Origin of the sequence: Pseudomonas fluorescens (genome assembly GCF_030344995.1) — a bacterium.
Classification (GTDB): Bacteria; Pseudomonadota; Gammaproteobacteria; order Pseudomonadales; family Pseudomonadaceae; genus Aquipseudomonas; species Aquipseudomonas fluorescens_BF.
The window spans coordinates 1,439,825-1,464,804 of sequence record NZ_CP128260.1; the positions used below are offsets into that span (position 1 = coordinate 1,439,825).

Below are 24,980 nucleotides of genomic sequence, written 5' to 3' on the forward strand. Positions count from 1 at the left end.
TGTGTACAAGCTCGCGTTTTTTGTTCCCGACAGTCATGTCGAGGTGGTCAAGGAGGCTGTATTCGCTGCCGGTGGCGGGCGGATCGGTGACTATGACCACTGTGCGTGGCAGGTGCTTGGATCTGGTCAGTTTCGGCCTTTGGACGGGAGTCAGCCGTTTATTGGTGAGGCGGGGCGGGTTGAGCGGGTCGAGGAGTGGAAGGTTGAGCTTGTTGTTGGCGATGAGTTGATTCGTGGGGTGGTAGCGGCTTTGAAGGCTAGCCATCCTTACGAGACGCCGGCTTATGAGGTTTGGCGGTTGGAGAAGTTTTGATCTTCTGGCCGCAAAAAGCCGCTACCCTGATGGAGAGCGGTTTTTTCGAACGCTGTCTAGTCCTGAATAAGATTTACGCCTATTTCAGGACTAGACACGCCTACATTTGGTTGGAAACCGTTCGCTATTAAGGCAAAAATCTCATTGAAACGAATATGCCTAAGGAACACTGTCCTTCTTATTATCCTCCGCCAAAGTAACGATTTCGCTCGGTGCGTCCGTTAGTAGAGCAGATCGAACAAGTTGAGGCTTAGCAATAGCAGTAACGCCGAATCGCTCCTCGAGTGCAGTAATCAAATTGATTACTTCAGGTCTGGACAATGCACTCATAGCATCTAAAATTTCTTCTTCAGTAATTGGCATGAAGGTGACCTCCAGAGCTTTGTCTGCGGTGCAGACACACATCTAGATCTTGAAACCTGTCGAGCTAAATTTAACCTGTCAAAAATGACAGTTTTTTAGAATTTATAATTATATGCGGGAAAGCTAACAGTTATTTGCATCTAGTTGGCAGCGATACGGGGAAAGATCTAAAAAAATCTGAATATCCAGGATGGAGGTTGAATCAACGCGATCTACAGCGGTATTTAAAGAACAGCCTGTTGAGCATTCGATGATCAACAGGCTCTCAGGCTTTTTGTTTTTCAGTGTGAATATATGGATTGGGATCAGCGAACTAAACCTTCGCACTCACCTCACTCCGATTAACCAACCCCTCCAACGCCGCACTCAAGCTCTGCGCCCGCTCGCCCACCAGCAAGTGCCAAACGCCATCTTCCAGCGCGCTCACACCCAGACATCCAAGCTCTTTCAACCGGCTTTCCGACAGCGCCTTGCCATCGGCCAGTTGCAGGCGAATCCGGCTCATGGCGATGCAATCCATTTGCAGCACGTTGTCGCTGCCGCCCAGGGCGGTCAGCCATTGCTGTGCCTGGGGTGTGGAGACTGCGACGGGTTCGCTGGTTTCGACAACTGCGACGGGGGCAGTCACCACTGCACGGCCCAATGCAGGCATCGCCAGGCGGATTTCGTCGGCAATGCTGTCGGCCATCGGTCCGACAACCACCTGCAAACTTCCACCCTTGCCCGGACGCACAACAGCCATTGCGCCCAGAGCTTTCAGGTCCGCATCGGAGGCTTTATTGCGATCGACCATTTCCAGTCGCAGCCGCGTGGTGCACGCGCCAACCGTAACCAGATTCTCCGCACCACCGAGTGCCTTGATGTAAGCGCCGGCGCGTTCGTTTTCGGTCAGGACCGCTTTGTCGGCGGTGGCGACGTCTTCGCGTCCCGGGGTTTTCAGGTTGAAGCGGCGGATGCAGAAATCGAACACCGCGTAGTAGATGACGGCATACGCCAGGCCCACCGGCACCACCAGCCAGCCGTTGGTCGAGCGTCCCCAACCCAGGACCATGTCGATGAAACCGCCGGAGAAGGTGAAGCCCAGGTGGATGTTCAGTGCGTTGGTGATTGCCATCGACAATCCGGTCAGCAGCGCATGCAGCAGGAACAGCAGCGGTGCGAGGAACATGAAGGCGAATTCGATGGGTTCGGTGACGCCGGTGAGGAAGGCGGTCAGGGCCATCGACAGGAAGATCCCGCCCATGACTTTGCGCCGCTCCGGCAGGGCGTTGCGGTACATCGCCAGGCAGGCGGCGGGGAGGCCGAAGATCATCACCGGGAACATGCCGGTCATGAACTGGCCACCTTTCGGGTCGCCGGCGAAGTAGCGGGACAGGTCACCGGTGACCAGTGCGCCCGTGCTCGGGTCGGTAAAGTTACCGAACACGAACCACGCCATGTTGTTGAGGATGTGGTGCAGGCCGGTGACGATCAGCAGGCGGTTGAACACGCCGAAGACGAAGGCGCCGAAGCTGCCGCTTTCCATCAGCAGGGTGCCGAAGCTGTTGATGCCGTGCTGGATCGGCGGCCAGATGTAGCCGAACAGCACGCCCAGGCCGACCGCGCTGAAACCGGTGACGATGGGCACGAAACGCCGGCCGCCGAAGAACGCCAGGTACTCCGGCAACTTGATGTCCTTGAAGCGGTTGTACAGCGCGCCGGCCATCAGGCCGCTGACGATCCCGGCGAGCATGCCCATGTTGATGCTGGCGTCGAGCACCTTGAGGGTGGAGATCATCACCAGGTAACCGATCACCCCGGCGAGGCCGGCGGTGCCGTTGTTGTCCCGGGCGAAACCGACTGCGATGCCGATGGCGAAGATCATTGCCAGGTTGGCGAATATCACCTGGCCGGCGTCGTGGATGATCGCGATGTTCAGCAGGTCAGTGTCGCCCAGGCGCAGCAGCAGGCCGGCGATCGGCAGGATCGCGATCGGCAGCATCAGCGCCCGGCCGAGGCGTTGCAGGCCTTCGATGAAGAGTTGGTACATGGCGTTTGTCCTTGTTGTTTTTGTTAGCGCAGAGGCCAATGTTGATGACAGGCGTGACGCACCGCAGCGGCGCTGCTCAGCTTGAGCAAGTCCCGGGCGAGGCGTTGGCATTCGGCTTCGTGCAGCTGGCGCACGCGATCCTTGATTTCGCCGATCTGTACCGGGCTCACCGACAGTTCGGTCACGCCCAGGCCGATCAACACCGGCGTTGCCAGCGGATCGGAAGCCAGGGCGCCGCACACGCCGACCCAGCGTTTATGCACCGCCGCGCCTTCGCAGGTCATGGCGATCAGGCGCAGCAGCGCCGGGTGCAAGGCATCGACCCGTGCGGCGAGGCCGGCGTGGTCGCGGTCCATGGCCAGGGTGTATTGCGACAAGTCGTTGGTGCCGATGGACAGGAAGTCGGCGTGTTCGGCCAGTTGTTCGGCTTGCAGGGCGGCGGCCGGGACTTCGATCATCACGCCGATTTCCGGACGTTGGCTGATGCCCAGTTCCAGGCACAGCGCATCGACTCGCTGGCGGATGTGCAGCAGCTCGTCGACCTCGGTAACCATCGGCAGCAGGATCCGGCAGCGCTGCAACGGGCTGACTTGCAGCAGTGCGCGCAGTTGTTGATCGAGGATCTCCGGGCGGGCCTGGGCCAGACGGATACCGCGCAGACCGAGCACCGGGTTGGCTTCGACCGGTAGTGGCAGGTAGTCGAGTTGTTTGTCGCCACCGACGTCGATGGTGCGGATGATCACCGACTTGTCGCCCATGGCATCGATCACGGCTTGATAGGCGGCGCGTTGCTCTTCGACGTCCGGCGTTGTGTGGCGGTCAACGAACAGGAACTCGGTGCGCAGCAGGCCGACGCCGTCGGCACCGTTGGCAAATGCATCCGCTGCTTCGTGGCTGGAGGCGACGTTGGCGACCACTTCAATGGATACGCCGTTGCGGGTTTCGGCTGGCAGATGGGCCTGGGCTTGCTGGGCATCGCGCCGTTGTTGGCGGTCGATCTGCGCCTGGCGGACTTCGGCCAGACGCTCGGCATTCGGCGTCAGTTCGAGGCGCCCGCCGTCGGCGTCGAGAACCACCGATTGGCCTTGTGTCTGATCGAGCAGCGCCGAGCCCAGTGCGACCATGCATGGCAGGCCTTTGCCCCGGGCCAGAATTGCCACGTGGGAAGTCGCGCCACCTTCGGCCATGCACAAACCGGCGACACCTTGCGCGCTCAATTGCAGCAAATCCGAAGGCGTCAGTTCGTGGGCGGCGACGATGGCGCTGGCCGGCACGTCGTAATGCCAAGCTTCGCCGAGCAGCGCGCGCAGCACCCGTTGCTTGAGGTCGCGCAGATCGTTGGCGCGCTCGGCCAGCAGAGGGCTGCCGGTGTTTTGCAGCACTTCGCATTGCGCGTCGATGGATTGGCTCCAGGCGTGAGTTGCTGCGGTGCCGGTTTCAATCGATTGCTGGGCGGCGTCGAGCAGGGCCGGGTCTTCCAGCAAGGCCAGGTGCGCGGCGAAGATCGCTTCTTCGTCGGCATTGCGCTGTTTTTTTGCTAGGGCGAGGGTGCCGTCGATTTCGCTGCGAACCTGATTCAGCGCGGTGTCGAGGATCTGCAATTGTTGCTCGGGCTGATGATTGCCGGTGTCTGCCGGCAGGCTGATCGCGTTCAAGCGAAACAGCGGCCCGCCGACCAGACCCGGTGCGGCGCACACGCCGTGCAACACGCCAGCCTCGGCCGGACGATTGCGTGGTGCGGTGGCAACCGGTGCGGCGGCATGGTGATCCTCGGGCAGGGCGGTGGCCAGTGCGGTGAGCAAGGCTTGCAACGCCGCCTGTGCGTCCGGCCCCTGGCAACTGACCTGCACTTCGTCCTGCTCGCCAATCGCCAGGCCCATCAAACCGATGAGGCTGTTGCACGGTGCCGATTTGCCGGCGAAATGCAGCTGCGACTGGCTCTTGAACCCTTGCGCCGTCTGGCGGATCAACGCCGCCGGGCGCGCATGCAGTCCGCCACGATGGGCGACCTGCACATGACCGTGAACTTCAGGGCCGCCGAGTTCTTCTGTATTCGCCGCTGCACTGTGACGAGCGACGATGTGCAGCAGCGGTTCGCCCACCTTCACCGTTTTCAGGGTGATGGGGCGCGCCTGGAAATCCTGGCTGTTGGTCAGGATCAGCAGGCTGACCAGGCTTTTGCACTGGCGGCCGACCTTGTCCAGGTCATAGCGCAGCAGCGGCTGGCCATTGCTGACCCGCGCGCCTTCCTTGACCAGCATCGAGAACCCTTCGCCCTGCAACTCGACGGTGTCGAGCCCCAGGTGCAGGAGGATTTCCGCGCCGTTGTCGGCTCGCACGGTCACTGCATGGCCGGTGCGGGCGACGTGGATCACCACGCCGGCGCAAGGCGAGTACAGGGTGTCGTTCAGCGGATCGATGGCAATGCCGTCGCCCATCGCGCCGCTGGCGAACACCGCGTCCGGAACTTTGGCGAGCGTGAGCACCGGGCCGCTGAGCGGGGCGCTTAAAGTCAGCTCTTTATTGTTGTTGTGCATGGCTCGGTCTCATCAGGAAAACGTTCGGTTCAGACTCAGTGCGTACGGGTGACTTTGCTCAGATGTCGCGGCTGATCCGGGTCCATGCCACGGGCCACGGCCAGACCGGCCGCCATCACGTAGAAACTCTGGATCGCCAGGATCGGATCGAGGGCCGGGTGTTCGGCACGGCTCAAGGTCAGGTCGCGTTCGCTCACATCATCCGGCGCGGCCAGCAGCACGCGGGCGCCGCGCTGGCGCATCTCGGCCGCCAGGCTCAGCAGACCGGCCTGTTCGGCACCGCGCGGGGCGAACACCAGCAGCGGGTAGTGTTCGTCGATCAGGGCCATCGGGCCGTGGCGGACTTCGGCGCTGCTGAAGGCTTCGGCCTGGATCGCAGAGGTTTCCTTGAATTTCAGTGCGGCTTCCTGAGCGATAGCGAAACCGGCGCCACGGCCGATCACCATCAACCGCTCGCAATCGCGCAGGGCGTCGATGGCCGGGCTCCAGTCCTGTTGCGCGGCTTCGCGCAGGCCTTCGGGCAGGGCGTTGTGCGCTTCCAGCAATTCGCTGTCTTCTTTCCAGTGGGCGATCAGACGGGCGCTGGCGCTGAGGGTGGCGATGAAACTCTTGGTCGCGGCGACGCTGCTTTCAGTGCCGGCCAGCAACGGCAGGCTGAATTCACAGGCAGCTTCCAGCGGCGAATCGGCGGCGTTGACCATCGACACGCTCAAGGCGCCACGTTTGCGCAGCAGACGCAGGCTGTTGACCAGATCCGGGCTCTGGCCCGACTGGGAAAACGCGAACGCGACCTGACCGCTGACCTTCAACGGCGCCTGCTGCATGGTCACCACGGACATCGGCAACGACGCCACCGGTACGCCAAGTTGCTGCATGGTCAGGTAGGCGAAGTAGCTCGCGGCATGATCGGAACTGCCACGGGCAACGGTCATCGCCACTTGCGGCGGCTGACGGCGCAGGCGTCCGGCGATCTCGATCATTTGCGGGTCGAGCTGTTGCAGTTGGGCTTGCACGGCCTCGAACGAGGACAGCGCCTCTTCAAGCATTTTTGAAGTCAATGTCTTCTCCTTCGACCATGACGGCGGTCAGTGTGAGTGAGCGATCCAGCCGCACGCAGTCGGCCCAGGCGCCAGGTGCAAGGCGCCCGCGTTCGGTGATGCCGAGGTAGTCGGCGGGGAATTGCGAAAGACGTTGCGAGGCTTCGGCGATCGGCAGACCGATCTTCACCAGATTGCGCAGGGCCTGATCCATGGTCAGGGTGCTGCCGGCCAGCGTGCCGTCCGGCAGGCGCACGCCGCCCAGGCATTTGGTGACGGTGTGGCTGCCGAGCTTGTATTCGCCGTCGGGCATGCCGGCGGCGGCGGTCGAGTCGGTCACGCAATACAGGCACGGAATCGAGCGCAGGGCCACGCGGATCGCGCCCGGGTGTACATGCAGCAAATCCGGAATCAGCTCGGCGAATTTGGCGTGGGCCAGCGCCGCGCCGACGATGCCCGGCTCGCGGTGATGCAGCGGGCTCATGGCGTTGTACAAGTGGGTGAAACTGGTCGCGCCGGCTTCGAGGGCGGCGACGCCTTCCTCGTAACTGCCGAGTGTGTGGCCGATCTGCATGCGGATGCCACGGCTGCTGAGTTCACGAATCAAACCGTCATGGCCGGCGATTTCCGGCGCGATGGTGATCACCCGGATTGGCGCCAGCGCCAGATAGTCTTCGACTTCGGCCATCAATGCGGTGTGGGCGAAATTCGGTTGGGCGCCGAGTTTGCCGGGATTGATGTATGGGCCTTCGAGGTGAACGCCGAGGACCCGGGCGGCGCCTTTCGGACGCTGCTCGCAGAATTCGCCGACCTCCTTGAGCACGCTGGCGATCTCGGCACTTGGCGCGGTCATCGTGGTGGCCAGCAGCGAGGTGGTACCAAAGCGCACGTGGGTCTTGGTGATGGTCTCGAACGCGCTGGCGCCTTCCATGATGTCCTTGCCGCCACCGCCGTGGACGTGCAGGTCAATGAAACCCGGCAGCAGATAGGGCAGGTCATTGGTCGCCGGATCGCAAGGCTCGCCTTCGATCGACACGACTCTGCCGTGTTCGTGGTTCAGCCGACCGCGAATCCAGCCGTCAGCGGTGAGGATGTTGTCTTCAGACATTTCGCTTCTCTCGTTTGGCCTGGCTGCTGATCAGCGGCGAAGCTCTGCAACAAAGTCGTAGTAGTCGTTGCGGCAATAGGTGTCGGTGACTTCGATCGGCGTGTTGTCTTCCAGGTAGCCGACCCGGGTCATCAGCAGCATCGCGGTGCCGGGGGTGATGCCGACCAGTGCGGCGAACTCGTCCGAGGCGTTGATCGCCTGGATGTGCTGCAAGGCGCGCACGATCGGTTTGCCGATGCTGTCGAGGTGTTCGTAGAGGGAATCGCCCACCACCTGTGGCTTGGGCATGATCGAGGCGGGCAGGGTGCTCATCTCGATGGCCATCACGGTGTCGTCGGCCTTGCGCAGGCGTTTCATGCGCGCAACCTTGTCGTTCGGCGACAGGCCGAGGCGGATCAGTTCTTCGTGGGTGGGCAGGGTGATTTCCCGTTCCAGCCATTGCGAGCTGGGCACGAAACCCTTGAGGCGCAGCATCTCGCTGAACCCCGACAGGCGCGACAGCGGTTGTTCAAGGCGCGGGGTGATGAAGGTGCCGGAACCTTGCAGGCGGCGGATCAGGCCTTGGTCCAGCAAAACCTCCAGCGCCTTGCGCGCGGTGACTCGGGAAATCCCCAGCATCTCGCTTAGATTGCGCTCCGACGGCATCGCCTGTTCGGCTTTCCACTGGCCGGCATGAATCGCTGCTTCCAGGTTGCGCGCCAGTTGCAAATACAGCGGCGTCGGCTGGGAGTCGTCTGGGCGTAGGGCGTGGAGGTCGTTCATGTAAGGCATTTCCGGCGCTGGTATAGGATTGTTGTCGCTCGGTATTTCGGCGAAAACTAATACCACTTGCATACCATGTCAACGCGTCGCAAAGGCCTGTAGTCCTTTGGGTTCGGGTGTTTCAGGGTGGGTGGTTTCAAGTGGTATTAGAGGTGGGGGCTGGAAATCAAAAGATCGCAGTCTGCAGCAGTTCTGGCGGGTGAAAGTGGTATCACCGTTCAGGGGTTGCCGCAGGCTGCGATCTTTTTTATTTATTTTTTGCGAGCGACCAATGGTCGGGGGAAAGGGCCGCTTGGCGGCCCTCGGTGGGAGCGTGCTCCCAAGTGACAGGATCAGGGGCGGATTTCGATCATCGTGCCGTCCGGCACCAGGTTCCAGACTTCACGCATGTCGACGTTGCGCATGGCGATGCAGCCGTCGGTCCAGTCCAGGGTGTGGAACAGTTGTTCCGGGTTGTCCTCGGAGTCCGGCGTGCCGTGGATCATGATCATTCCGCCAGGCTCGACGCCTTCGCGGCGGGCGCGGGCGGAGTCGCTGATGTTCGGGTAGGAGATGTGCATCGACAGGTTGAATTTGTCGCTGGTCTTGCGCCAGTCGATCCAATAGAAACCTTCCGGTGTGCGCTTGTCGCCCTCAATCAGTTTCGGGCCTTTTTTCGCGCCTTTGCCCAAGGAAATACGATAGCTCTTGAGGGGCTTGCCGTCGGCGATCAGTTGCAGTTGATGGGCCGATTTGAGCACCAGTACTTTTTCGATGAGCGGGGTGTTCGAAGGCGTCACGGTGGTCACGAATGACGCTTGGGAGACGGTGACGAACGACAGGCAGAACAGGGCAAGCAACCAGCGCATTGAAACGATTCCCCAGAAATGAAGCAGATACTTTATTTATAGATAGTGTGCAGGCGCTGTCGCGGGCTGCGTTAGCCGGTTATCGGCCGGCCGCCGTCGAAATCAAGTGATGACCGGTTGCGCGAGCGGCGGGATCGATTCGGAGCGAACCGGATAGACCTCGACGCGCCGGTCTGCAAAGAAACATTCCAGGGTGCGGCCCACCGTGCGGAAAGCCAGTTCGTCCCAGGGAATGTCTTCCTCTTCGAACAGTTGCACTTCCAGGCTTTCGGGGCCGGCGGCGAAGTCCAGATCCGCCAGCTCGGCGCGGAAAAACACATGCACCTGACTGATGTGCGGCACGTCGATCAGGGTGTAGATGCTCAGGTTGCGCACCCGGGCGCAGGCTTCCTCGGCGGTTTCGCGGATGGCGGCCTGCTCGATGGTCTCGCCGTTCTCCATGAACCCGGCGGGCAGCGTCCAGTAACCGAGGCGTGGCTCGATGGCGCGACGACACAACAAGATTTTGCTGCCCCAGGTCGGTACACAACCGGCCACGATATTGGGGTTCTGGTAGTGAATCGTCTGACAGCTATCGCAGACGAATCGCAGCCGCGAGTCGCCTTCGGGAATGCGCTGGGTCACCGGGTTGCCGCACTGGCTGCAAAATTTCATGCTGGGGTTCCTGAATGCTGCGCCTATCTTGGCGTGCAGCGGTGTCAGTCGGCAAGTTGTCGTTTCGCGACATGACGCCCGTTCGGGGCTTGGGCGGTCGCAATGATTGGTGCATGATGCAGGGTAAGGCACCGATCGAGAACACTTATGCTGGACGAGCTACTGCACCGGGTAAGCAATCACACGCCGCGCACGCTGGAGACCGACACGCGTTTCCCCGAGGCCGCTGTCCTGGTGCCGATTACTCGCAGTGACGAACCCGAACTTGTCCTCACCCTGCGCGCCAGCGGGCTCTCGACCCACGGCGGCGAAGTCGCCTTCCCCGGTGGGCGACGGGATCCGGAAGACCCGGACCTGATTTTCACCGCCCTGCGTGAAGCCGAAGAGGAAATCGGCCTGCCGCCAGGACTGGTCGAGGTGATCGGTCCGCTTAGCCCGCTGATTTCCCTGCATGGCATCAAGGTCACGCCGTATGTCGGGGTGATTCCCGATTTTGTCGAATACCAGGCCAATGATGCCGAGATCGCTGCGGTGTTCAGTGTGCCGCTGGAATTCTTCCGCAAGGATCCGCGCGAACATACCCACCGCATCGACTATCAGGGTCGCAGTTGGTACGTACCGAGCTACCGTTACGGCGAATACAAGATCTGGGGGCTGACGGCGATCATGATCGTCGAGTTGATCAACCTGCTCTATGACGCCAAAATCAGCCTGCATCAGCCGCCAAAAAGCTTCATCAATACCTGAAGCCATCGCTCGAATGGCCAGCCATCGTGAGCCCTGAGGAAAACAAGATGAAATACCGCCTGGGCGACGCCCGTGTCGAAACCCATCCACAGAGCTGGGTCGCCCCCAATGCTGTGCTGGTGGGCAAGGTCAGACTGGAAGAAGGCGCCAACGTCTGGTTCAACGCCGTGCTGCGCGGCGACAACGAACTGATCCTGATCGGCAAGAACAGCAACGTGCAGGACGGCACCGTAATGCACACCGACATGGGCTATCCGCTGACCATCGGCACCGGCGTGACCATCGGCCACAACGCCATGCTCCACGGCTGCACGGTCGGCGACTACAGCCTGATCGGCATCAACGCCGTCATCCTCAACGGCGCGAAGATCGGCAAGAACTGCATCATCGGCGCCAATTCGCTGATCGGTGAAGGCAAGGAAATTCCCGATGGTTCGCTGGTGATGGGCTCGCCGGGCAAGGTGGTGCGCGAGCTGACCGAGCCGCAGAAGAAGATGCTCGAAGCCAGTGCCGCGCACTATGTGCATAACGCCCAGCGCTATGCGCGCGATCTGGTCGAGCAGGAAGAATGACAACCCCGGAAAGACCCGTCGCCTCGCCGTGCGTGAGCATTTGCGCGCTGGACGAAGACGACATTTGCACCGGTTGCCAGCGTACGGTCGAAGAGATCACTCGCTGGAGCCGGATGACCAATGACGAGCGGCGGGTGGTGCTGGGGTTGTGTCATGAGCGGGCGAAGGCCAGTGGCCTGGTCTGGATGTTGCCGCCAAAATCGTGATCGTCCTGAGATTGCCCTCACCCTAACCCTCTCCCGGTGGGAGAGGGGACTGAACGAGGTGTTCTTCCTAGCTACACCGACGTGTAATACCGAGGTGAACTCAGGTTTGAACAGCATGAAGATCGGCTCCCTTTCCCCCTCTCCCTTAGGGAGAGGGCTGGGGTGAGGGGTGGCTCTTGATCTGCGGGTCCAGTAATCTGTGCGCCAATCTGACAGGTCGCCCGCCATGATTTTCCTCATCACCTACATCAGCAGTGTCGTGCTGATCAACTTCGCCTTCTCCACCGCGCCGCACCTGGACATCATCTGGTCGGCCTGGGGCGGGCTGGTGTTCGTGCTGCGCGACATGGTGCAGATCCGTTTCGGGCACGGCGCGATTGTGGCAATGCTGGCAGCGCTGGTGCTGTCTTATGTCACCTCCGATCCGTCGATTGCGTTGGCCAGTGCCACGGCATTCGCGGTCTCCGAGTGCATCGACTGGCTGGTGTTCACTATCACCAAGCGCCCGCTGCGTGACCGGCTGTGGATCAGTTCGGCGCTGAGCATTCCCCTCGATACCTTTATCTTCTTCGGCATGATCGACCTGCTCACGCCGCCGGTGCTTATCACTGCGCTGGCCTCGAAGTTCGCCGGCGTTACTGCGGTCTGGCTGATCATGGCCTGGCGTGAACGCAAACAGGCTGTCGCCGGCTGAAGCCAAACCCTCAGGTTCATGTAAAATGCCGCGCTTTCTCCCCATGGAAAGCGCGTCTGGCGTTGCTTTCCTCGATGATCCGCTTCTTTGAGGACCTGAGATGACCCGTATCGGAACTCCATTGTCGCCGACCGCGACCCGCGTATTGCTGTGTGGCTGTGGTGAGTTGGGCAAGGAAGTGGTGATCGAGCTGCAACGCCTGGGCGTTGAAGTGATTGCCGTCGACCGCTACGCCAATGCGCCGGCCATGCAGGTTGCCCATCGCAGCCACGTGATCAACATGCTCGACGGCGCCGCCCTGCGTGCAGTGATCGAAGCCGAGAAGCCGCACTTCATCGTGCCGGAAATCGAAGCTATCGCTACTGCCACGCTGGTGGAACTGGAAGCCGAAGGCTTCACCGTGATCCCGACCGCTCGCGCCGCGCAACTGACCATGAACCGCGAGGGCATTCGTCGTCTGGCCGCCGAAGAGCTGGATCTGCCGACTTCGCCATACCACTTCGCCGACACCTTCGAGGACTACAGCAAGGCTGTTCAGGACTTGGGCTTCCCGTGCGTCGTCAAACCGGTGATGAGTTCGTCGGGCAAGGGCCAGAGCCTGCTGCGCAGCGCCGATGACGTGCAGAAGGCCTGGGACTACGCACAAGAGGGCGGTCGCGCCGGTAAAGGTCGCGTCATCATTGAAGGCTTCATCGATTTTGACTACGAAATCACTCTGCTGACCGTGCGTCATGTCGGCGGCACGACTTTCTGTGCGCCGGTCGGTCACCGTCAGGAGAAGGGCGACTATCAGGAATCCTGGCAGCCGCAGGCCATGAGCCCCATCGCACTGGCTGAATCCGAGCGCGTTGCCAAAGCTGTGACAGAAGCGTTGGGTGGTCGTGGTCTGTTCGGTGTCGAGCTGTTCATCAAGGGCGATCAAGTGTGGTTCAGCGAAGTGTCGCCGCGTCCACACGACACCGGTCTGGTGACCCTGATTTCTCAGGATCTGTCGCAATTCGCCCTGCACGCCCGGGCAATTCTCGGTCTGCCGGTGCCACTGATCCGTCAGTTCGGCCCATCAGCCTCGGCAGTGATTCTGGTGGAAGGTCACTCAACCCAGACCGCATTCGCCAACCTCGGCGCTGCACTGAGCGAACCGGATACCGCGCTGCGTCTGTTCGGCAAGCCTGAGGTCAATGGCCAGCGCCGCATGGGTGTTGCACTGGCCCGTGACGAGTCGATTGAAGCCGCTCGTGCCAAGGCGACCCGTGCTTCTCAGGCGGTCGTTGTAGAGCTGTAATCCCGCTATCAGATCGCTCCCGCCCGTGCGGGAGCGATCATTGCGCTTACGACACCTGATTCAGGTCGTTATTGCGCGTTTCCTTCAGGCACAGCACAGCGATCAAGCTGAGCACCGCTGCCCCCGATACATACCCGCCGACGTAACTCAAACCACCCATCGCCACCAGTTTCTGCGCGAAGAACGGTGCCGCCGAGGCTCCGACGATACCGCCGAGGTTGTAGGCCGCCGATGCGCCGGTATACCGGACGTGCGTCGGGAACAGCTCCGGCAGCAGCGCGCCCATCGGGGCGAATGTCACGCCCATCAGGAACAGCTCGATGCACAGGAACAGCGCCACGCCCCAGGTCGAGCCCTGAGTCAGCAAAGGCTCCATCAGAAAACCGGAAAGAATCGCCAGCACACCACCGATGATCAGCACCGGCTTGCGCCCGTAGCGGTCACTGGCCCACGCCGACAACGGCGTCGCGGCCGCCATGAACAGCACCGCGAAGCACAGCAATCCGAGGAAGGTCTCGCGGCTGTAACCCAATGTGGAGACGCCGTAGCTCAGGGAAAACACGGTCGAGATGTAAAACAGCGCATAGCAGACCACCATGGCAGCGGCACCCAGCAGGGTGGGTGCCCAGTATTGGCTGAACAGCTCGACCAGCGGCACTTTCACTCGCTCCTGGCGGGCGATGGCATTGGCGAACACCGGAGTTTCGTGGAGCTTGAGGCGCACGTACAGCCCGACCATCACCAGCACCGCACTGAGCAGAAACGGAATCCGCCAGCCCCAGCTACGGAATTGCTCGTCATTGAGCGTCATGGCCAGGGTCAGGAACAGGCCGTTGGCAGCCAGAAAGCCAATCGAAGGGCCGAGTTGCGGGAACATGCCGAACCACGCCCGTTTGCCTTTCGGCGCGTTTTCGGTCGCCAGCAGCGCCGCGCCGCCCCATTCACCACCCAATCCTAGGCCTTGGCCGAAGCGCAGGACGCAAAGCAGGATCGGCGCCCAGGCCCCGATGCTGTCGTAGCCCGGCAGTACGCCGATCAGCGTGGTGCAGACACCCATCAGCAGCAGCGAAGCGACCAACGTCGATTTGCGCCCGATCCGGTCGCCGAAGTGGCCGAACAGCGCCGAGCCCAGCGGGCGGGCGAGGAAGGCGATGCCGAAGGTGAGGAAGGCGGAGAGCATCTGCGCCGTGCCGGAGGTCTGCGGGAAAAACACCGGCCCGATCACCAGCGCAGCGGCGGTGGCGTAGACGTAGAAATCGTAGAACTCGATGGCCGTGCCGATGAAACTCGCGGTGGCTACGCGGGTGGCGGAGTTGGTCGGTTGGGCAGGCGTGGTGTCGCTGTAAGCGGTACTGGTCGTCATGCGGTGATCCCTGACAGTCATGAGCTCCGTTGGAGCGAATTATTATGGTCGAACACCCAGGGATGTGGGATGAGGCGCGATCGCTGCTTCAGGTAGGAACAGTCGTCGGTGTGATGCGGATATTGCCGATGAACCGGCCGGAACGGGTCGGGTGCGGGGTAAGCACGCGGTTCGGCGGGGCTTGGGTAAGCACCGCGATTATAGGAAGGTGGCTAACGATTGAACAAGGGGCTGTCTAGCGGGCCGTGGCCAGCGCCGGGGCGGAAGTGGTGTGCCAGATCAGGACCTTGCTCACCCGGTTCTCCTCGGTTTCGAGAATCTCCAGGCGGTAACGGCCGATCTTCAGGCAGACCGCGCTTTCCGGAATGGTTTCCAGCGCCTCGGTCACCAGGCCATTGAGGGTCCGGGGGCCGTCGCTGGGCAGGTGCCAGCCCAGGCATTTGTTCAGTTCGCGGATCGATGCCGCGCCATCGATCACCATGCGGCCATCGGCCTGTGGGTGGATGTGCGGGTTGTCGAGGCTGTGCTCGCTTTCGAATTCACCGACGATCTCTTCGAGAATGTCTTCCAGAGTGACAATCCCCAGCACTTCGCCGTACTCGTCCACCACCATGCCCAGACGCCGCTGCTGCTTGTGGAAATTCAGCAGTTGCAGTTGCAGTGGTGTGCTTTCAGGGACGAAGTATGGCTCGTAACTGGCCGCCAGCAACGCTTCACGGGTCAGTTTGCCGTCGTCCAGCAAGTGACGGATCTGCCGGGTGTTGAGTACGGCTTCGACCTGATTGATATCACTGTGGAAAACCGGCAGGCGAGTGCGGCGGTTCTTGCGCAATTGCTCGATGATTTCTTCGAGCGGATCATCGAGGTTGATGCCGTCGACATCACTGCGCGGCACCAGAATGTCGTTGACCGTGATGTTGTCCAGTGCATGGATACCTGAGATCGGGTGCGGGCGCACCGGATGATCCGGATCGTCATGATGCTCAGCCGGCACATCGTCTTCGCTCTGTTGCACCACCTGGGTCTTGCGGATGAACGGGCGCATCAGCAAGCCACTGATGCGGCTGAGCAGCCACGCAAGCGGGTAAACCACTTTCAGCGGTACTGCCAGCAGCGTATTGCCAAACGACAACACCGCATCCGGGTAACGTTGGGCGAGCGCGCGGGGGAAATAGTCGGCAAAGACCAACAGCAGGGCGCCGGCACCAAGGCAAGCCGCCCAAGGGCCGTTTTCTTCACAGAGAAAGATTGCCAGCAGCGTGGCCAGAATGACGGCGAGGGCGCGGCACAGGGTATTGCAGAGGATCAGACTGTCGAGCGGGAAGCTGAGCTTCGCCAGCGGCTTGTCGCTGGCGCGGGAGGCGGTGCGTTGCGCGAGCAGGTGCTGTTGCGCCGCTTCGACGGCGGTAAACAGCCCCGACCAGAGAATCAGCAGGACAAATACCGCGAGCATCGGCCCTATGGGCAAACCGTCCATTTATGCCGCCCGTCAGATGTGCAGGATGTATTCACGAACCAGTTTGCTGCCGAAATACGCGAGCATCAGCAGGCAGAAACCGGCGAGGGTCCAGCGGATTGCCTTGTGGCCGCGCCAGCCGAGGCGGTTACGGCCCCAGAGGAGGACGCTGAACACGATCCAGGCCAGGCAGGCCAGCAGGGTTTTATGCACCAGATGCTGGGCAAACAGGTTCTCGACGAACAGCCAGCCGGAGATCAGCGACAACGACAACAACGTCCAGCCGGCCCAGAGGAAGCCGAACAGCAGGCTTTCCATGGTTTGCAGTGGCGGGAAGTTCTTGATCAGTCCGGACGGGTGCTTGTGTTTGAGCTGATGATCCTGCACCAGCAGCAACAGGGCCTGAAACACCGCGATGGTGAACATGCCGTAGGCGAGGATCGACAACAGAATGTGCGCGAGGATGCCTGGCTCTTCATCGATGACCTGCACCGTGCCGGTCGGCGCGAACTGCGCCAGCAGCACTGTGATCGCACCCAGCGGGAACAGCAGCACCAGCAGGTTTTCCACCGGAATCCGCGAGCAGGCCAGCAGGGTCAGGGCGATGACAGCGGCGGCGATCAGGCTCGAGGCGCTGAAGAAGTCCAGGCCCAGGCCGATCGGCGTCAATAAATGCGTAAGCAGGCTGGCGCTGTGGGCCAGCACGGCGAGGACGCCGAGCGAGACCAGCAGGCGCTTGTTGGCCTTGGCGCCAGTGGCCAGGCGGGTGCCCTGATAGAGAGTCGCAGCGGCATAGAGAAGGGCGGCGGCGAGGGTGGTCAGCAAACTCGGTGACAAGGGGAGCATAAATCCTGTTAGGCAAGCCCGAAAGGCGCTGAGTTTGGCATAGAACCGCCACTGCACGAAAGACCGGCAAGCTGACAGCGAGGTGTCCGCCAGACGCAGTCTTCGCTATAATCCGCGACCTGCCCACGCCGCAGGCTCGCCGAGCACATGTTGATTCCGGTCTGGGCCGCCATTATCCCGGTCTACACAGGGCCTGAAAGGATCGCGCAATGTTTGAAAACTTAACCGACCGTCTCTCGCAGACGCTGCGCCATGTCACCGGCAAGGCGAAGCTGACCGAGGACAATATCAAAGACACCCTGCGTGAAGTGCGCATGGCGTTGCTCGAAGCCGACGTCGCCCTGCCGGTGGTCAAAGACTTCGTCAATTCGGTCAAGGAACGGGCTGTCGGCACCGAGGTGTCGCGCAGCCTGACGCCGGGCCAGGCGTTCGTGAAGATCGTCCAGGCCGAACTCGAAAGCCTGATGGGCGCGGCCAACGAAGACTTGAACCTGAGCGCCGTGCCGCCTGCCGTCATTCTGATGGCCGGTCTGCAGGGCGCGGGTAAAACCACCACCGCCGGCAAGCTGGCGCGCTTCCTTAAAGAGCGCAAGAAGAAGACGGTCATGGTCGTGTCGGCGGACATCTACCGTCCTGCTGCTATTAAACAGCTGGAAACCCTGGCCAACGACATCGGCGTGACGTTCTTCCCGTCCGACCTGAGCCAGAAACCGGTCGACATCGCCAACGCGGCTATTAAAGAAGCAAAACTGAAATTCATCGACGTGGTCATCGTCGACACCGCTGGTCGTCTGCACATCGATGAAGAGATGATGGGCGAGATCAAGGCGCTGCATGCCGCGATCAATCCGGTTGAAACCCTGTTCGTGGTCGACGCCATGACCGGTCAGGACGCGGCCAACACGGCCAAGGCCTTCGGTGACGCGCTGCCGCTGACCGGCGTGATCCTGACCAAGGTCGACGGTGATGCCCGTGGCGGTGCTGCGCTGTCCGTTCGCGCGATCACTGGCAAGCCGATCAAGTTCATCGGTATGGGCGAGAAGAGCGAAGCGCTCGATCCGTTCCACCCCGAGCGTATCGCTTCGCGGATCCTCGGCATGGGCGACGTGCTCAGCCTGATCGAACAGGCTGAAGCGACGCTCGACAAGGACAAGGCCGACAAACTGGCCAAGAAGCTGAAGAAGGGCAAGGGCTTCGACCTCGAAGACTTCCGCGATCAGCTGCAACAGATGAAGAACATGGGCGGCCTCGGCGGGCTCATGGACAAGCTGCCGAGCATCGGCGGTGTCAATCTCTCGCAAATGGGCAATGCCCAGAACGCCGCAGAGAAGCAGTTCAAGCAGATGGAAGCCATCATCAACTCCATGACCCCGGCCGAGCGCCGCGACCCTGAGCTGATCAGCGGTTCGCGCAAGCGCCGGATCGCCATGGGTTCCGGCACCCAGGTGCAGGACATCGGTCGCTTGATCAAGCAGCACAAGCAGATGCAGAAGATGATGAAGAAATTCTCCGCCAAGGGCGGAATGGCGAAAATGATGCGCGGCATGGGCGGTATGTTGCCCGGCGGCGGCATGCCAAAAATGTAAAGAATCCGCGCCGGTCGTCGTACCGGCGCAGACCCCGCAAGGAAGCGGGATTCACAGCAAACCCGCACTCGGCGGGAGCTGACCGGCCGTTTTCATCGACGGCTCTATCGCAAATCAGCACGGCATGCCATAGGCGCCGGAAAAAGTCATTTGCAAAAGTCCGGATATTCCTTAGAATATGCGGCCTTTCGGGCACCCATGCCCGCTGTGCATTTAGATTTGCAGCACCGACTACAGGAACGATGTTCACATGCTAACAATCCGTCTTGCCCTTGGCGGCTCCAAAAAGCGCCCGTTTTACCACCTGACCGTAACCGACTCGCGTAACCCACGTGACGGTTCCCACAAAGAACAGGTTGGTTTCTTCAACCCTGTTGCACGTGGTCAGGAAGTTCGTCTGTCCGTGAACCAAGAGCGCGTTGCCTACTGGCTGAGCGTTGGTGCACAGCCTTCTGAGCGTGTTGCTCAGTTGCTGAAGGAATCTGCCAAGGCTGCAGCCTGAGCAGTATGAGCGCGACGCCAGAAAAAGCTGATGACCTGATCGTTGTCGGCAAGATTTTTTCGGTTCACGGCGTTCGCGGCGAGGTGAAGGTCTTTTCCTTTACCGATCCGATTGAAAACCTGTTGAACTACCGCAACTGGACGCTTCGGCGCGAAGGCGTGGTAAAGCAGGTCGAGCTGGTCAGCGGCCGATCCACTCAAAAGGATCTGGTTGCCAAGCTCAAAGGCCTCGACGATCGCGATGAAGCCCGTCTTCTGAGCGGTTACGAGATTTGCATCTCGCGAAGCCTTTTGCCCAACCTGACTGGCGACGAGTACTACTGGTACCAGTTGCAAGGTCTGAGTGTCATCAACCAGAACGAAGAATTCTTCGGCAAGGTTGATCACCTGTTGGAGACCGGCGCGAACGATGTATTGGTGGTCAAGCCCTGCGTCGGCAGCCTGGATGATCGCGAGCGGTTGTTGCCCTATACGGAGCAATGCGTGCTGGCAATCGACCTGGAAGCAGGCGTGATGAGGGTGGAATGGGACGCGGACTTCTAAGCAATGGCCAGCCTGCGCGTAGACGTCATTACGCTGTTCCCCGAGATGTTCTCGGCCATCAGTGAGTACGGCATTACCAGTCGAGCGGTCAAACAGGGGCTCTTGCAGCTGACCTGTTGGAATCCGCGGGATTACACGACGGATCGGCATCACACTGTGGACGATCGCCCGTTTGGCGGTGGTCCGGGCATGGTGATGAAGATCAAGCCCCTGGAAGATGCTCTGGTTCAGGCCAAGGCAGCAGCCGGGGAGGCGGCGAAGGTGATTTACCTGTCCCCCCAAGGCCGTCAACTGACTCAGTCGGCGGTACGCGAACTGGCTAAATCGGATGCATTGATCCTGATTGCCGGTCGCTATGAAGGCATTGACGAGCGTTTTATTGATGCTCATGTCGATGAAGAGTGGTCGATTGGTGACTATGTGTTGTCTGGCGGCGAGCTGCCGGCCATGGTCATGATCGATGCGGTTACACGACTGCTGCCCGGAGCTTTAGGGCATGCGGATTCCGCTGAGGAAGATTCCTTTACGGATGGTCTGCTGGATTGCCCGCACTACACCCGACCTGAGGTGTATGCGGATCAGCGTGTTCCCGACGTGTTGCTGAGTGGCAATCACGCGCATATCCGGCGTTGGCGTTTACAGCAGTCCCTTGGTAGGACCTATGAACGACGCGCCGATCTTCTGGAAAGCCGCTCGCTTTCTGGAGAAGAGAAGAAGCTGCTCGAGGAATACATCCGCGAGCGGGACGATAGTTAACAACGTATCGATGGTAGATCAGACGATTTACCTTAGGAGCACAGCATGACCAACAAAATCATCCTTGCACTCGAAGCAGAGCAGATGACCAAAGAAATCCCTACCTTTGCCCCAGGCGACACCATCGTCGTTCAGGTGAAAGTGAAGGAAGGCGATCGTTCCCGTCTGCAAGCGTTCGAAGGCGTTGTAATCGCCAAGCGTAACCGCGGCGTGAACAGTGCGTTCACCGTTCGTAAAATCTCCAACGGTGTTGGCGTAGAACGTACTTTCCAGACCTACTCCCCGCAGATCGACAGCATGGCTGTTAAACGTCGCGGTGACGTACGTAAAGCCAAGCTGTACTACCTGCGCGACCTGTCGGGTAAAGCAGCTCGCATCAAGGAAAAACTGGCTTAAGTCCAGCTTCCGATGCAGAAAAAAGCAGCCTACGGGCTGCTTTTTTGTTGCCCGCAATTTATCCACAGCATTCTGTTTCAGGCCTGATCCATGACCCCTCGCGAGCAAGAAATCGAGCGCCGCACCGAACTCTCGGTGACCCGCGTGACCAAGGCGGTTTTCCCGCCGACCACCAACCACCACAACACCCTGTTCGGCGGCACCGCGCTGGCCTGGATGGACGAAGTGTCGTTCATCACCGCCACGCGCTTCTGCCGGTTGCCGCTGGTGACCGTGTCCACCGATCGCATCGACTTCAATCACGCGATCCCGGCGGGCTCCATCGTTGAACTGGTCGGACGGGTGATCAAGGTCGGCAACACCAGTCTTAAGGTCGAGGTGGAGGTGTTCGTAGAAAGCATGAGCTGTGATGGGCGTGAGAAAGCGATTCACGGGCAGTTCAGTTTTGTTGCCATCGATGATGACAAGCGTCCGGTGCCGGTACTGCCGGGTTTCGCGGCCTGATCCAGCACCGAGGCGCGGCATTCGCGGGCAAGCCCGCTCCCACAGGTTTTGTGTTGTACGCTGATATTGAGTTCGACACGGACGCTGTGGGAGCGGGCTCGCCCGCGATCCGGTCAGTCAGGCGCTGACACTCTCAGGCTGAATCAGCGCCAGCAACGTCCACCCCGACCCCGGCTTCAGCACGGTTTCCGGCGACACGACATGCACCCAGCCACTGTCATCGCGCATGAACAGCAGCGTCGCGCGATTGCCATGCAACGCCTGGTAATCCTCCCAGCCAAACCCATCCGTCAACGTTGTGCTGTACAACTCGGCCCCTTGGCCCATCTGGCTGGCCAGCTTCGTGTAGGTGAACGCCTCGCTACCCAGTTGATTGCCGCGATGCTCAAGACTTGCGCGATGTTTGTCGCTGCGCCGGCTCTCCTGCCCGCTGGCGAGTCCGAACAGGCGTTGATGGCCAAAGTCATGACGAAAGCGCATGGCCGCCAGCGTATTGAGTTCGCCCGACGGTGACAGCGCCAGCAAATGCCCCAGTCCGACCAGGTCCAGATGCGCATCGGCGTGCTGCGAGGCCGGATTGCCGAAGTAGGTCGGCAAGCCATCCATGCGCGCCGCCCGGATGTTTTCCCAGCTCGAATCCGTCAGCAGCACCCGGCTGCCCAGCTGTTGCAGCGACTTGCCGAGCAGGCGCGCAGGCCCGTTCGCGCCGACGATAAGGAAGCCGCTGGGCGCAGGCTCCGCAACCTTCAACAGGCGCGCCAATGGCCGGGCAGTCGCACTTTGCAGCACGACAGTGCCGATAATCACGGCGAAAGTCAGCGGCACCAGCAACAGCGCGCCTTCATGACCCGCTTCATCCAGGCGAATCGCAAAGATCGCCGAGACCGCCGCAGCGACGATTCCGCGCGGGGCAATCCAGCACAGCAATGCACGTTCACGCCAGCTCAAACTGGAGCCGGCGGTACTCAGCAGCACGTTCAATGGTCGGGCGATCAACTGGATCACCAGCAGCAGAATCAACACCAGGGGCCCGAGCCCAAGCAAAGCATTCAGATCCAGGCGTGCTGCCAGCAGAATGAACAGCCCGGAAATCAGCAGCACGCTGAGGTTTTCCTTGAAGTGCAGGATGTGCCGCACATCCACACCCTTCATATTGGCCAGCCACATGCCCATCAGCGTTACCGCCAGCAGTCCCGATTCGTGCATCACCTCGTTGGCTGCAATGAAGATCCCCAGCACCGCCGCCAACGACGCGAGGTTGTGCAGGTATTCCGGCAGCCACTGACGACGGATGATCGTGCCCAGCAGCCAGCCGCCGGCAACACCGAACAGACTTCCGCACAGAATCACTCCGCCGAACGTGAGCAGGCTCTGCTTGAGACCGTGGCCCTCGGCACTGGCGATGATGAAGCTGTAGACGACCACAGCGAGCAGTGCACCGATCGGGTCGATCACAATCCCTTCCCAGCGCAGGATGTTGGCGATCGAAGCTTTTGGCCGTACCACGCGCAGCATGGGCACGATCACGGTCGGCCCGGTGACAAGGGTCAGACTGCCGAACAGGATGGCGAGCAGCCAGTCGAAGCCCAGCAGCCAGTGAGTCGCGACCGCAATCACTACCCAGGTCGAGAGCGCTCCGATTGTGACCAGCCGATGCACGACGCTGCCGATCTCGCGCCATTCCGACAGATGCAGGGTCAGGCTGCCTTCAAACAGAATCAGCGCCACCGCCAGCGACACCAGCGGCATCAGCAGCGGGCCGAACATTTCCTGCGGGTCGAGCCAGCCCAGCACGGGGCCTGCCAGAATGCCGGTCAGCAGCAGAAACAGAATCGCCGGCAGCTTCAGGCGCCATGCGAGCCATTGACAGCCCAGCGCGGCGGCACCGATACCGCCGAAAGCCAACAGAATTTGCTGCTCGTTCATTGAAGCTCCCTGTTCCTTGAAATAGCGGGCTATGAAAGACTAGCGGCCATTTCAACCGTTCACTCTTTATTTGCGCGCAGTGCCAAGCCTGCGTGACTTGAGCGCCCATGCCTGCCATCGACCACCCACTGATTGACCAGTTTCTCGACGCCCTCTGGCTGGAAAAAGGTCTCTCCGACAACACTCGCGACGCCTATCGCAGTGATCTCGCGCTGTTCAACGGCTGGTTGCAGGACAAAGGTCTCGAGCTGATCAATGCCGGTCGCGAGCTGATTCTCGATCATCTGGCCTGGCGTCTGGAACAGAACTACAAACCTCGCTCCACCGCGCGATTCCTCTCCGGTGTGCGTGGCTTTTATCGTTACCTGTTGCGGGAAAAACTGATTTCGGTCGATCCGACCTTGCGCGTGGATATGCCGCAACTCGGTCGGCCGCTGCCCAAATCCTTGTCGGAAGCCGACGTTGAAGCATTGCTCAAGGCGCCGGACTTGAGTGAAGCCATCGGCCAGCGCGACCGTGCCATGCTCGAAGTGCTTTACGCCTGTGGCCTGCGGGTGACCGAGCTGATCAGCCTGACCCTGGAGCAGGTCAACCTGCGTCAGGGCGTGTTGCGGGTAATGGGCAAGGGCAGCAAGGAGCGGTTGGTGCCAATGGGCGAGGAAGCGATTGTCTGGGTCGAGCGCTACCTGCGCGACGGTCGCGGCGAGTTGCTGGGTGGGCGCCCGAGTGATGTGCTGTTCCCCAGCCAGCGCGGCGAGCAGATGACTCGGCAGACCTTCTGGCACCGCATCAAACATCAGGCCAAGGTCGCCGGGATCGGTAAATCGCTGTCGCCGCACACCCTGCGTCACGCGTTTGCCACCCACTTGCTCAACCATGGCGCCGACTTGCGGGTGGTGCAGATGCTGTTGGGCCACAGCGACCTGTCGACCACGCAGATCTACACTCACGTCGCCCGGGCACGTTTGCAGGATCTGCATGCCAAACATCACCCGCGCGGTTGAGCGCATGTTGTCTTGCGACAGGCGCATTCGGCCACGGGAGCCTTATGTGGTAGGCTTTGCCGGTTTGCACGATGGGCGGTTATGACCCGGTGTTCCGGCACGGGCGTTCTGATCGTTCCATTTGTCCGCCTTCAGGAGTTCTCATGCGTCTGACCCAGATTTTCGCCGCCGCAGCCATTGCGTTGGTCAGCACCTTTGCCGTCGCCGATGACGCGGCCGACAAAGCGATTCGCCAAAGCCTGGAAAACCTCCAGCTTGATGTGCCGGTGGACACCATCACCGCCAGCCCGCTGCCGGGCCTGTACGAAGTCAAGCTCAAGGGCAGCCGCGTGCTCTACGCCAGCGCCGACGGCCAGTACATCGTTCAGGGCTACATGTTCCAGCTCAAGGACGGCAAACCGGTCAACCTGACCGAGAAGACCGAGCGCCTGGGCATTTCCAAACTGATCAATGCGATCCCGGTGGCCGAGACCGTGGTTTACCCGGCCGTGGGCGAAACCAAGTCGCACATCACCGTTTTTACCGACACCACTTGCCCTTACTGCCACAAGCTGCACGCCGAAGTGCCCGAGCTGAACAAGCGCGGCATCGAAGTGCGTTACGTGGCGTTCCCGCGCCAGGGCCTGGGCTCGCCGGGTGACGAGCAACTGCAAGCCGTGTGGTGCTCGAAAGACAAGAAAGCCGCCATGGACAAAATGGTCGATGGCAAGGAAATCAAGGCCGCCAAGTGCGAGAACCCGGTTTCCAAACAGTTCGCCCTCGGTCAGTCGATCGGCGTGAACGGCACGCCGGCCATCGTTTTGGCTGACGGACAAGTCATTCCGGGCTACCAGCCTGCGCCACAAGTCGCCAAACTGGCGCTGGGCGCGAAGTAATTCGCATCGTCACGCTCAGGCGTTGACGAGCGTGGTCCGGCGGCTGGATTGCCGGGCCATCAACAGAGAGCC

26 protein-coding genes are annotated in these 24,980 nt (G+C 60.9%); 14 read left to right on the forward strand and 12 right to left on the reverse strand.

Translation table 11 applies throughout. From position 1 onward, the window contains the following. Position 1 precedes the first annotated feature (1 nt). A complete protein-coding gene (locus QR290_RS06375; RefSeq protein ID WP_115076650.1) occupies positions 2-313 on the forward strand; it encodes a Nif3-like dinuclear metal center hexameric protein in 312 nt (103 codons plus the stop codon). Between the two features lie 159 nt (positions 314-472). Here QR290_RS06375 and QR290_RS06380 read toward each other — a convergent pair whose 3' ends face one another. The 8 genes from QR290_RS06380 to QR290_RS06415 all read right to left on the reverse strand — a co-directional run bounded on the left by QR290_RS06380 (position 473) and on the right by QR290_RS06415 (position 9,651). Then, on the reverse strand, positions 473-676 hold the full coding sequence (locus QR290_RS06380; RefSeq protein WP_289204562.1) for a hypothetical protein: 204 nt from the start codon (positions 674-676) through the stop codon (positions 473-475). 313 nt (positions 677-989) lie between these two features. Next, on the reverse strand, positions 990-2,705 hold the full coding sequence (nagE, locus tag QR290_RS06385) for an N-acetylglucosamine-specific PTS transporter subunit IIBC (protein ID WP_289204563.1): 1,716 nt from the start codon (positions 2,703-2,705) through the stop codon (positions 990-992). Between the two features lie 23 nt (positions 2,706-2,728). Further along, entirely contained in the window at positions 2,729-5,242 is a 2,514-nt protein-coding gene (gene ptsP, locus QR290_RS06390; protein WP_289204564.1) for a phosphoenolpyruvate--protein phosphotransferase, read from the reverse strand. A 35-nt stretch (positions 5,243-5,277) separates the two neighbouring features. Continuing rightward, positions 5,278-6,300: an SIS domain-containing protein gene (locus QR290_RS06395; protein ID WP_007954611.1), complete on the reverse strand. Its 1,023-nt coding sequence runs from the start codon at positions 6,298-6,300 to the stop codon at positions 5,278-5,280. Then, the gene (nagA, locus tag QR290_RS06400; RefSeq protein WP_289204565.1) at positions 6,281-7,387 is read right to left on the reverse strand and encodes an N-acetylglucosamine-6-phosphate deacetylase; all 1,107 of its coding nucleotides are present in this window, start codon (positions 7,385-7,387) and stop codon (positions 6,281-6,283) included. Before nagA ends, QR290_RS06395 begins: the two co-directional genes overlap by 20 nt. A 30-nt stretch (positions 7,388-7,417) precedes the next feature. After that, entirely contained in the window at positions 7,418-8,149 is a 732-nt protein-coding gene (locus QR290_RS06405; RefSeq protein WP_435875077.1) for a GntR family transcriptional regulator, read from the reverse strand. Positions 8,150-8,481: 332 nt separating this feature from the next. Next, entirely contained in the window at positions 8,482-8,997 is a 516-nt protein-coding gene (locus tag QR290_RS06410) for a L,D-transpeptidase family protein (RefSeq protein WP_007954614.1), read from the reverse strand. Positions 8,998-9,099: 102 nt separating this feature from the next. Then, positions 9,100-9,651, reverse strand: a complete 552-nt coding sequence (locus QR290_RS06415; RefSeq protein ID WP_289204567.1) for an NUDIX hydrolase — start codon at positions 9,649-9,651, stop codon at positions 9,100-9,102. Positions 9,652-9,798: 147 nt separating this feature from the next. On the opposite strand from QR290_RS06415, the gene QR290_RS06420 reads away from it, so the two are divergent. The 5 genes from QR290_RS06420 to purT all read left to right on the forward strand — a co-directional run bounded on the left by QR290_RS06420 (position 9,799) and on the right by purT (position 13,152). Beyond that, positions 9,799-10,398 (forward strand): CoA pyrophosphatase, encoded by a 600-nt coding sequence (locus QR290_RS06420; RefSeq protein ID WP_085608172.1) that lies wholly within the window; start codon positions 9,799-9,801, stop codon positions 10,396-10,398. Between the two features lie 47 nt (positions 10,399-10,445). Then, complete coding sequence (locus tag QR290_RS06425) at positions 10,446-10,970, forward strand: gamma carbonic anhydrase family protein (RefSeq protein WP_064120592.1); 525 nt, start codon at positions 10,446-10,448, stop codon at positions 10,968-10,970. Further along, complete coding sequence (locus tag QR290_RS06430; protein WP_085747018.1) at positions 10,967-11,176, forward strand: DUF1289 domain-containing protein; 210 nt, start codon at positions 10,967-10,969, stop codon at positions 11,174-11,176. The genes QR290_RS06425 and QR290_RS06430 overlap by 4 nt, the downstream gene beginning before the upstream one ends. Before the next feature lie 226 nt (positions 11,177-11,402). Beyond that, positions 11,403-11,870 (forward strand): preQ0 transporter, encoded by a 468-nt coding sequence (locus QR290_RS06435; RefSeq protein WP_115076656.1) that lies wholly within the window; start codon positions 11,403-11,405, stop codon positions 11,868-11,870. Positions 11,871-11,970: 100 nt separating this feature from the next. Then, positions 11,971-13,152 (forward strand): formate-dependent phosphoribosylglycinamide formyltransferase, encoded by a 1,182-nt coding sequence (gene purT, locus QR290_RS06440; protein WP_289204568.1) that lies wholly within the window; start codon positions 11,971-11,973, stop codon positions 13,150-13,152. 46 nt (positions 13,153-13,198) lie between these two features. Here purT and QR290_RS06445 read toward each other — a convergent pair whose 3' ends face one another. The 3 genes from QR290_RS06445 to QR290_RS06455 form a co-directional block, all read right to left on the reverse strand. Continuing rightward, positions 13,199-14,515 (reverse strand): MFS transporter, encoded by a 1,317-nt coding sequence (locus QR290_RS06445; RefSeq protein WP_115076658.1) that lies wholly within the window; start codon positions 14,513-14,515, stop codon positions 13,199-13,201. A gap of 235 nt (positions 14,516-14,750) precedes the next feature. After that, on the reverse strand, positions 14,751-15,992 hold the full coding sequence (locus QR290_RS06450; RefSeq protein ID WP_289204569.1) for a transporter associated domain-containing protein: 1,242 nt from the start codon (positions 15,990-15,992) through the stop codon (positions 14,751-14,753). Positions 15,993-16,004: 12 nt separating this feature from the next. After that, entirely contained in the window at positions 16,005-16,817 is an 813-nt protein-coding gene (locus QR290_RS06455) for a cytochrome C assembly family protein (protein ID WP_007954625.1), read from the reverse strand. Positions 16,818-17,026: 209 nt separating this feature from the next. Between QR290_RS06455 and ffh the strand changes: the two genes are divergently transcribed. The 6 genes from ffh (at position 17,027) to QR290_RS06485 (ending at position 21,103) form a co-directional block, all read left to right on the forward strand. Further along, entirely contained in the window at positions 17,027-18,403 is a 1,377-nt protein-coding gene (ffh, locus tag QR290_RS06460; protein ID WP_289204570.1) for a signal recognition particle protein, read from the forward strand. A 250-nt stretch (positions 18,404-18,653) separates the two neighbouring features. Further along, on the forward strand, positions 18,654-18,905 hold the full coding sequence (rpsP, locus tag QR290_RS06465; protein ID WP_003198088.1) for a 30S ribosomal protein S16: 252 nt from the start codon (positions 18,654-18,656) through the stop codon (positions 18,903-18,905). A 5-nt stretch (positions 18,906-18,910) separates the two neighbouring features. Beyond that, positions 18,911-19,447 carry a ribosome maturation factor RimM gene (rimM, locus tag QR290_RS06470; protein ID WP_007954628.1) on the forward strand — a complete coding sequence of 179 codons (537 nt, stop codon included), beginning with the start codon at positions 18,911-18,913 and terminating at the stop codon, positions 19,445-19,447. A 3-nt stretch (positions 19,448-19,450) separates the two neighbouring features. Then, complete coding sequence (gene trmD / locus QR290_RS06475; RefSeq protein WP_007954629.1) at positions 19,451-20,203, forward strand: tRNA (guanosine(37)-N1)-methyltransferase TrmD; 753 nt, start codon at positions 19,451-19,453, stop codon at positions 20,201-20,203. A gap of 45 nt (positions 20,204-20,248) precedes the next feature. After that, entirely contained in the window at positions 20,249-20,599 is a 351-nt protein-coding gene (rplS, locus tag QR290_RS06480; protein WP_003175895.1) for a 50S ribosomal protein L19, read from the forward strand. Positions 20,600-20,689: 90 nt separating this feature from the next. Further along, positions 20,690-21,103, forward strand: a complete 414-nt coding sequence (locus QR290_RS06485) for an acyl-CoA thioesterase (protein ID WP_011332614.1) — start codon at positions 20,690-20,692, stop codon at positions 21,101-21,103. A gap of 117 nt (positions 21,104-21,220) precedes the next feature. Here QR290_RS06485 and QR290_RS06490 read toward each other — a convergent pair whose 3' ends face one another. Further along, entirely contained in the window at positions 21,221-23,029 is a 1,809-nt protein-coding gene (locus QR290_RS06490; protein ID WP_289204571.1) for a cation:proton antiporter, read from the reverse strand. Positions 23,030-23,136: 107 nt separating this feature from the next. Here QR290_RS06490 and xerD point away from each other — a divergent pair, with 107 nt between their 5' ends. Together xerD and dsbC are read left to right on the forward strand one after the other, a co-directional pair. Beyond that, positions 23,137-24,033: a site-specific tyrosine recombinase XerD gene (xerD, locus tag QR290_RS06495; RefSeq protein WP_085609146.1), complete on the forward strand. Its 897-nt coding sequence runs from the start codon at positions 23,137-23,139 to the stop codon at positions 24,031-24,033. 143 nt (positions 24,034-24,176) lie between these two features. Then, positions 24,177-24,908, forward strand: coding sequence for a bifunctional protein-disulfide isomerase/oxidoreductase DsbC (dsbC, locus tag QR290_RS06500; protein ID WP_007954633.1), 732 nt, complete (start codon positions 24,177-24,179; stop codon positions 24,906-24,908). The last annotated feature ends 72 nt before the right edge of the window (positions 24,909-24,980 follow it).

Coding starts and splice junctions, on each gene's coding strand:
- QR290_RS06380 (WP_289204562.1), bottom strand. CDS start 676: ATGCCAATTACTGAAGAAGAAATTTTAGATGCTATGAGTGCATTGTCC.
- nagE (WP_289204563.1), bottom strand. CDS start 2,705: ATGTACCAACTCTTCATCGAAGGCCTGCAACGCCTCGGCCGGGCGCTG.
- ptsP (WP_289204564.1), bottom strand. CDS start 5,242: ATGCACAACAACAATAAAGAGCTGACTTTAAGCGCCCCGCTCAGCGGC.
- nagA (WP_289204565.1), bottom strand. CDS start 7,387: ATGTCTGAAGACAACATCCTCACCGCTGACGGCTGGATTCGCGGTCGG.
- QR290_RS06405 (WP_435875077.1), bottom strand. CDS start 8,149: ATGAACGACCTCCACGCCCTACGCCCAGACGACTCCCAGCCGACGCCG.
- QR290_RS06410 (WP_007954614.1), bottom strand. CDS start 8,997: ATGCGCTGGTTGCTTGCCCTGTTCTGCCTGTCGTTCGTCACCGTCTCC.
- QR290_RS06415 (WP_289204567.1), bottom strand. CDS start 9,651: ATGAAATTTTGCAGCCAGTGCGGCAACCCGGTGACCCAGCGCATTCCC.
- QR290_RS06420 (WP_085608172.1), top strand. CDS start 9,799: ATGCTGGACGAGCTACTGCACCGGGTAAGCAATCACACGCCGCGCACG.
- QR290_RS06425 (WP_064120592.1), top strand. CDS start 10,446: ATGAAATACCGCCTGGGCGACGCCCGTGTCGAAACCCATCCACAGAGC.
- QR290_RS06430 (WP_085747018.1), top strand. CDS start 10,967: ATGACAACCCCGGAAAGACCCGTCGCCTCGCCGTGCGTGAGCATTTGC.
- QR290_RS06435 (WP_115076656.1), top strand. CDS start 11,403: ATGATTTTCCTCATCACCTACATCAGCAGTGTCGTGCTGATCAACTTC.
- purT (WP_289204568.1), top strand. CDS start 11,971: ATGACCCGTATCGGAACTCCATTGTCGCCGACCGCGACCCGCGTATTG.
- QR290_RS06445 (WP_115076658.1), bottom strand. CDS start 14,515: ATGACGACCAGTACCGCTTACAGCGACACCACGCCTGCCCAACCGACC.
- QR290_RS06450 (WP_289204569.1), bottom strand. CDS start 15,992: ATGGACGGTTTGCCCATAGGGCCGATGCTCGCGGTATTTGTCCTGCTG.
- QR290_RS06455 (WP_007954625.1), bottom strand. CDS start 16,817: ATGCTCCCCTTGTCACCGAGTTTGCTGACCACCCTCGCCGCCGCCCTT.
- ffh (WP_289204570.1), top strand. CDS start 17,027: ATGTTTGAAAACTTAACCGACCGTCTCTCGCAGACGCTGCGCCATGTC.
- rpsP (WP_003198088.1), top strand. CDS start 18,654: ATGCTAACAATCCGTCTTGCCCTTGGCGGCTCCAAAAAGCGCCCGTTT.
- rimM (WP_007954628.1), top strand. CDS start 18,911: ATGAGCGCGACGCCAGAAAAAGCTGATGACCTGATCGTTGTCGGCAAG.
- trmD (WP_007954629.1), top strand. CDS start 19,451: ATGGCCAGCCTGCGCGTAGACGTCATTACGCTGTTCCCCGAGATGTTC.
- rplS (WP_003175895.1), top strand. CDS start 20,249: ATGACCAACAAAATCATCCTTGCACTCGAAGCAGAGCAGATGACCAAA.
- QR290_RS06485 (WP_011332614.1), top strand. CDS start 20,690: ATGACCCCTCGCGAGCAAGAAATCGAGCGCCGCACCGAACTCTCGGTG.
- QR290_RS06490 (WP_289204571.1), bottom strand. CDS start 23,029: ATGAACGAGCAGCAAATTCTGTTGGCTTTCGGCGGTATCGGTGCCGCC.
- xerD (WP_085609146.1), top strand. CDS start 23,137: ATGCCTGCCATCGACCACCCACTGATTGACCAGTTTCTCGACGCCCTC.
- dsbC (WP_007954633.1), top strand. CDS start 24,177: ATGCGTCTGACCCAGATTTTCGCCGCCGCAGCCATTGCGTTGGTCAGC.